A 7,230-nucleotide genomic window follows, 5' to 3' on the forward strand; every position below is an offset into this window, starting at 1 on the left:
TATCAAACTGGCTCTCTGGGAAGTTGGCAAGAATATTTTTTATTAAATATTGATCTTTGTACCATAGGTCTCTATCCAGTATCACGAGAGTTCGTTTTAGCATTTGTTTTCATTCACTAGAGTGAGCGCCTGTTCTATTGGCTATTATTGTCGTTTTTAATTAAGCGTATCTTAAGACGAGTAGTCAGTATCGATTTTTTTGCCAGCCCCCCACTGTGACAATGCTGTTCACTCGGGCACGAAACCGTTCCTACGGCGAGGTAGCTTGCTCCCGGTGGGCTGCGCAGCAGTTCCCCTTTTAGGCTTCATTGGGCGCTTCGAGCAGATTCGGTGGGTCCAGAAGCTCCGCCTACACACAAAAGCCTAGACGAATTTGAGAGGGAAGACTCGGGGGGAGGGGCAAATCAGAAAACGAGGAGTTGGTGGCAGGAAGACTCTCTGAAGAGCGACGACATCGCGATGGCAGTCAATGAGTCCAGAGTGAGGGTTCTCTCTTTACTTGATCAGCCTACGCTTTGCGACTCCACCAACGAGGCTTTCTTGAGCCTGCTGTTCTGGTAACCGCGCAACATCAGCACAACCACCATACCGCACAGAACTCCCGTGGCATTCGCCACCATGTCACCCCAGGAAGCTGTGCGCAGCGGCATCAAGCTTTGCTCCAACTCAATCAACATTGAACCCACCAACGGCCAAAACAGCAGCCAGCCCAGCCGCGTACCGGGGAACGCCAGGTAGGCGCTCACCGTCAAGCAGGCGAAGCCGGCCCAGTGATGCAGCTTGTCCTGATTCTCGAATACCTGCGGCACCGGCTCGCCGCGCATGCCGGCGAAACACAGCACCAGCAGGATCACGAAAAACGCCAGTTTGGGCAGGACACGCAGAATCCGCTGCTTCATTCGGTGACCTTGTAGAAGTTGTTGTGGAACAGGTCGATGTTGCGACGCTCGGTCAGGGAATACAGCGAGTAGCTGCGTGCCAGGGCAGCGCCACCGTCTCGAGTCAATGGTGTCCACGCAAGGTTAGCCCGGCGAGTGGTCGAACTGGCCATCAATTCGTCGAACGGTATCGAGAAATAGATACCCTTGCCGAAACTACCCTCACCGTACTCCTCTTTCGTTGCGTTGGTGATCGTTACCCAACCACCGAACCGCACTCCGTTGGAGAACTCGCGGGACAAGTCCAAAGTAGCGCCGTAGTCTTTGGCCAAATAACGCCCGACGCTGAGTGCCCCCAGAATGTCCTGGAACGAACTCCGATAGTAAAGCGTAGCGTTGCCGGTGATGGTGCTGTAGTCACGCAGACCCAAGCCCTGATCGAAATCACGCTGCTTGACCCAGTTCATGTCCACGCCGACCGCCCAGCGCTCGCCCATTGGACGGTACAGCGCTTCACCGCCGACGCCGGCGAACATCGATTCCAGATAACCGCCGTACACCATGCCGTAGAGGTCTTCGTCCAGCTGCTTGACCTTGTTTAACTGGAAGGTCGGCATCGTCACCTCCGACGTGGTCATGTACTGACGCAGGTCGGTACGCACCCGTGGCAAGCCGCTGGGTGCGTCGTACTTGAACTTGTCGAAGTTGTTGATCAGGTTCGCGCTCAACAGGCCGCTCCACCACAGATCAGGCTGGAATCGGTACTCAGCACTCAAATCGGCACTGAATTGATAGAGCAGGAATCCGTCAGGACCGCCGACGTTCTGTTTGTACCCGAGGCCCAGGCCGTAGGTGAACTTGTCCGGCGTTTTCGCGTACAGGGTTTTTTCATGATGCGGTACCGGAACATTCTGCTCGGTCACCCGGCGCAGGTCTTCCAGTGGGCGATCTTCTTGCACCACTTCGCGGAAAGTATCCCGGGGCAGGCTGACTTCCTGGACCGGCAAGCTGTAACGGGTGTCGACCATGGTGAACCAGTCGATCTGATCGTTGACGCTGTTGTCGAGGATGCGCGAAGCTCGGCCCACGGCTTTCGGGGTGTGGAAGTAGCGGCCCTGTTCGCCGTAGACGATCAGCTCGGAATCACGCTGGGTGATTTTAGAAACCGTATAGCCCGCGTTGTTCTGCAGGCGCTTGGCGACGCCGGCCCATTGCACGTCCGTTGGCGCGGTGGTCGGTTTGACGTCCGGCACGGGTTCGGGTTTTGGGTCGAAGCTCTTGGTCGGCGCCTTGCGGGTGGCGAAGTTGGTGTGCAAGGTGATGCCGAACATGGCGGTGTTGCCGCGTTCCCAGGCTGCGTGGAGGTCTACCGAATCGCTGGCTTTGAAAACAAGGCCTAGGTTGATTGGGGAGTCCTGAACCTGATTGTTGCCCAACGGTTCATTTTGGTAGTCGTTACCTTCGTACTCCACTTTGACGGACAGAGGATCCCAGGGAGTTTGATAGGTGACTCCGCCAAAGAACGAGGGAGATCCTCGGAAGTATGCATTTGCGTTAAAGCTACCAGAAGTGTCCACCAAGCCTGTTGAATTTGGCCGGGTATTGTACTTGTCGTCGATCCAACCCAATGGGTTATCAATATCGCCGCGGTTACCAATGTAGCCCCAAGCCATGCCCAAGCTCAGGTCGAAATTGCCCATGCGTTTGTTGCCAACGAAATATTCGCTGGAGAACAGTCCTGTACCACCAAGATCTCGAGCACCAACAGCTACCTGTGGCAACCAATGAGTCTCTTCCAGCAGGCGGACTTTTGCGTCAATCGCCTTGTCCTTGAAACTCTGGCCACCACTCAACTCTTCCGAGCCATATTTGCGGTTACTGATCGCCGTGTAACGAAACGAACCTTCAAGCCATTCAAAGGGCTGGAAGGACACGCTGTAGCGGCTGTAAGGATCAGTACGGCTGGCCGTTAACGACAGCTCGCCAGCAGGGGCCATACGCGCTGTAGGCGTTTGCAGCAGACCTACACCACCAAAATCGCTCTGTGTATAGCGCGGCTCAGCTATTGCCCAGGTGCTGCAACCGAGCAGCAAGCACGGAATTAAATGATACTTCATGGCTTAACCTCCAGCAGTGGCTGGGTGGCGATGAAAGCGGCCATTTCAGTATTCAGGTCTGGTGTTGGATTACCTTTTGCGGTGCTGTGCACCGGTACGTAAATTCGTGCCCCAGGCGCGGGCGGTACTGACTTGGTCTCGTTCCACAGGGCTATCCCTTCCTGGAAAACGCGACCATCCGGCTGGATAACAAACAGCAAATCTTTGTCTGCGCCAGGATCACGCAGGCAGTTGTTCAGATAGCTGATTGCCGGCTGCAAAGGCTGGTACGCCAGCTCGCATTCGCCGGTGACCGCGCCCACAACCTTCACAGTATTCGGGCGGGGAGGGTAGAGCAGCACATCACCATTGCTGAGGTAGGGATTGTCCCCACGGTTAAGTTCCACCCGCACCGGATCAAGTTGAGCCACTCGGCGGCCAGTAACCGGCATGGCTTGCACCTTGTCGATCAAACGCTCAGCCAGGGCGGCCAACTCAATTTCGTCATCCTGCAGTGCGTTGCTCTTCACGGTCGCGAGATCGAAGAGCACACCCAGCTTCAATCGCTCCTGCACATTGCGTAACGGCGTATGCAACCACGCGGCGCCAAGCAGATACGCCCTCGGATTAACCTGAGCAGGAAGCAAAACATCATGCAAGCGTGTCCCTTCCTGGAACGAATAGCGTCCAGGTTTGGCGGCATCGCCCTGCACGGTGACCAGCGAGTCAGCATTTACGGCAAACGTCATGAGCAGGCTGCAGCAAAGCAGCCAGGAGGAACGAGGAATCATTGCACTACCGGCTTATTCGGGCGCACTTGAACAATGCGTAGGGGCAATTCGGGAGTCAGGTGTTGCACGCTGGCCATGATGAAGCCGTCGGCAGGGTCGACCCAATACTGGTTGCGCGCGGTGAAGTCCAGACCTTCCATGGTGATGTCCTCGTCAACGCGCAATAGCGCCACGTCGCGGTCGAGGATATGCACGGTTTCCAGGCCTTTCTTCTCAAAGCGGCTGGTGAGCGTCACACCCATGCGATAACCATCGACAAAGTCCACCTGGCGGCGGGTCTGTAGGCCATCGGTAACGCGGTGCAAGCCTGCTTTGAAGGGCGATTGACCCTCAAAGCGTGTGCCATCGAGGTTGTTGTTGAAACCAACGCTGCGAATCGCTAGGCCGTCTTCGAGCATCAGGATCTGACGAGTCGAGGCCATCCAGAAACCAACACCATCCTGCTGACGCACCAATGCCATAACGGCTTCACCCGTAGGTGCCGCGATGGTGATCTGGTAGTACGGAGTTGCATCCACCTGTTGGCGGGTGAGTTCCAAGGGCTCAGGACCTTCGAAAGCGGCCTTGAGCGTATCCATGGAAGCGGTCATCAACGGGTTGCAGGCGCTCACCAGCAAGGAGGCCACCGATAGGGTGGCCAGTCGCAAAAATTTCACAAGAATTCCATTTCTTAATTGTTGCTACCCAAATCGTCTTGGATACCAACACCAGTACTAAGTAAGTTGGCAGTTGGGAAAACTTGGCTAATAAAGCGGTTCCAGCGGGTGACATCGGCAGGGCCAACATAAACCACGTCCTGAGGCCGCAGTTTGAAGTGTTGGGCGAGAGCAAAGGCAGATGGAGACTTCAGATCAATTTGGAAAATTTTCACTGGATTGTTCTCTAAATCCTCAACTCCCCGAATAACATAAACCTCTTTGCCGCTCGACGTTTCCTGACGGAGTCCTCCAACACTGCCCAGAGCATCAGTGAGATTCATGTTGCTACCCTTGAATACAAGAGATCGAGCTGAGTTTACCTCTCCTAATAGATAAATTTTCTTTTGGTCATTATAAGGCAGATGTAGTTGATCACCGTCCTTCAAATACAGATTGTGGAGATTTGAATCTTTACGGTTGAGTGCATCAAGATCTAGCGGATACTCACGACCATCGCGTTTCAATACCAAACCGGATATATCCGCAGAGCCGGCTTCAACCGAACCTTGTCCAACCGCGTCAAGCAAACTTAAGGGGGTATTCGTAATCGGTAAAGGTCCGGTTTTACCGAATGCGCCTGATAAAATAATTTTCTGGCTGGAAAACCGCAGGATGCTGACATCCACTTGAGGCTCAGCTACTACTTTTGCCAAGCGCGAAGCAATAATTGAACGTAGTTCCTCGATGGTTTTTCCGGACGCTTCAATCATCCCCACATAAGGGTAGAAGAGCGAACCATCAGGGCGGACCAAACGTCCATTCGCCTCAATCTGCTGCTGCGGACCGGAAGGTGCAGTAAGCTCAGGGTGGTCCCAAACGGTAATGTAAATGAGGTCTCCAGCACCGATGCGATACTCCGCAGGGCGGAAACTTCTCAACTCAGGTGCGATTACGTTCGACTGATCAGCGGCAGCCTCGATTGCTATTAACTTCGGCGTGATTGGGACAAGCTCAATCCGGCTGCTCTCAGGTGAACCTTCTCGAACGACATTACCCGTATCCATGTGCTGACCGGGAGAGAAAATACAGCCTTGCAGGGCCAGGCCAACCAGCATGGCCAATGGAAGCGCGCGATTCATTGTAGAATTTGCTCGAGGGGATTATGCAAAACAAAACCTCCCAGCAGGGCTGGGAGGTTGGCGTATCGAACTCGGAGGGGGATTATTAACGAGTCGTTCCAGTTGTGCCCGTGGTTCCAGTTGTGCCCGTGGTACCCGGAGTCCCGTCATTCCCACCGCCACCGCCACTATTTGAAGCCGCTACGCCGACTGCGACAAGACCGGCACCGATAGCCAGACCAGTCCCCACGGTGACACCACCTGCGATTGGAGTCGACAAGCTAAGCGGAGCAGAAGAATCCGGTGCCGCAGAGGTACTGACAGGTACGGACTCAGCAGCCATCAATGGCAGGCTGATGGAAGCGGCGATTGCAATGGCTAGTAGTTTTTTCATGTTCGTGCTCCTTGAAGGGATAATCCTTGAGGGTTATTGGATGTAAGAGTATTTCACTAGGTGCCTGTTTTGCAAGCATGAGCTGCTCAGATTGGCGAGATGAAAGTGATGGTCTGAAAATCTTTCTCTACCTTCGACGGGCCCTGAGCGGGTCTTGAGCATGCATGACGGCTTGCCGACGCTGCACATTCGTATAACGGGCAAAGGCTAGATCAACTGCTCAGTCGGCGAGTCAGAGATGTAGAATTTACCCTTATAAATAAGCCGGGGAGCATTTAATTAATACGTTTCTTGCCGATCAGTTGCCCATATTTCTCTTTAAGTAACCACCATCCGAATACACTATTAGTGATGAAGTATCTTTTCCACATACGTCTGGGTTCTTGAATTACCCGATAAAGCCATTCCAAGCCCGACCGCTGCATCCATAACGGCGCGCGCTTAACCTTCCCTGCGACCACATCGAATGTTCCTCCCACGCCCATAACAAAAGTTACTCCGAGCTGACTCCGCCAACGATTGATAAAATTTTCTTTTTTTGGCGAGGTAATCGCGACAAATAGCAATCTAGCACCTGATTGCCGGATTCGATCAACCACTGCCGCCTCATCGTCCCAGAAATAGCCATGGTGATAGCCTGCAATTGATACGGCCGGATAACGGGTTTTTATGTTGCGGGTTGCAGTGGTTACAACTTCTTCTGTCCCCCCAAGAAGAAAGACAGGAAAATGGTTTGTCTCGCTCATGGAAATCAGTTCGTAAAATAAATCAACGCCAGCAACTCTTTCCTTTATTTGGTGACCAAGAAATCTCGCACCAAACACAACTCCCATGCCATCAATATTTATAATATCGCATGACCTAACTGATTCGTTTAACAATGGGTCTGTGCGCATATTTACTAGTTTGGCTACGTTAACCACCACATGTTGGGTGAAAATGCCTGCCTCTACAGCCGTGCGAATATCGCTCACTGTTGATCGCATGCTACCGATGTCCATGGGACAGCCAAGAATTTCAACCCTTTTCATAATCTAACTCTAATGCCTCAACGAGCAGTTTGGATATTGTCTGAGGACCATACTTACCGATACACGATTCAGAAATATTTTTTTTGTTACGTGAATACGCCAATCCACGTAGCATCGCCTCATGAACGCTTTCGACAGAAAAATCAGAGGCTATGAAGACCCCTTCCAATCCCTCTAGTGCAGAAACGACGGCAGCATTGGGGCCTATTACTACCGGGCAACCTCGAGAAAGTGACTCAATGTATACCATTCCGAAGGAATCATAATTACTCGGTAGTACAAAC

The 7,230-nt window shown here is 53.0% G+C and carries 7 protein-coding genes; all 7 read right to left on the reverse strand.

What is annotated here, in order from left to right:
• Positions 1-503: 503 nt before the first annotated feature.
• Positions 504-899 (reverse strand): teicoplanin resistance protein VanZ, encoded by a 396-nt coding sequence (locus UB23_RS20870; protein ID WP_045061207.1) that lies wholly within the window; start codon positions 897-899, stop codon positions 504-506.
• A complete protein-coding gene (locus UB23_RS20875) occupies positions 896-2,995 on the reverse strand; it encodes a YjbH domain-containing protein (RefSeq protein WP_045061208.1) in 2,100 nt (699 codons plus the stop codon). Before UB23_RS20875 ends, UB23_RS20870 begins: the two co-directional genes overlap by 4 nt.
• Positions 2,992-3,723 (reverse strand): capsule biosynthesis GfcC family protein, encoded by a 732-nt coding sequence (locus UB23_RS20880; RefSeq protein WP_045061212.1) that lies wholly within the window; start codon positions 3,721-3,723, stop codon positions 2,992-2,994. Before UB23_RS20880 ends, UB23_RS20875 begins: the two co-directional genes overlap by 4 nt.
• 38 nt (positions 3,724-3,761) lie before the next feature.
• On the reverse strand, positions 3,762-4,421 hold the full coding sequence (locus UB23_RS20885) for a YjbF family lipoprotein (RefSeq protein WP_045061209.1): 660 nt from the start codon (positions 4,419-4,421) through the stop codon (positions 3,762-3,764).
• Between the two features lie 14 nt (positions 4,422-4,435).
• Entirely contained in the window at positions 4,436-5,542 is a 1,107-nt protein-coding gene (locus UB23_RS20890; RefSeq protein ID WP_045061210.1) for a polysaccharide biosynthesis/export family protein, read from the reverse strand.
• A gap of 648 nt (positions 5,543-6,190) precedes the next feature.
• On the reverse strand, positions 6,191-6,946 hold the full coding sequence (locus UB23_RS20895) for a WecB/TagA/CpsF family glycosyltransferase (RefSeq protein ID WP_045061211.1): 756 nt from the start codon (positions 6,944-6,946) through the stop codon (positions 6,191-6,193).
• The coding region (locus tag UB23_RS30375; protein ID WP_152644307.1) for a glycosyltransferase at positions 6,933-7,230 on the reverse strand (298 nt) is incomplete at its 5' end. The genes UB23_RS20895 and UB23_RS30375, both read right to left, overlap by 14 nt.

Source organism: Pseudomonas sp. ES3-33, assembly GCF_000952175.1.
Lineage (GTDB): Bacteria > Pseudomonadota > Gammaproteobacteria > Pseudomonadales > Pseudomonadaceae > Aquipseudomonas > Aquipseudomonas gregormendelii.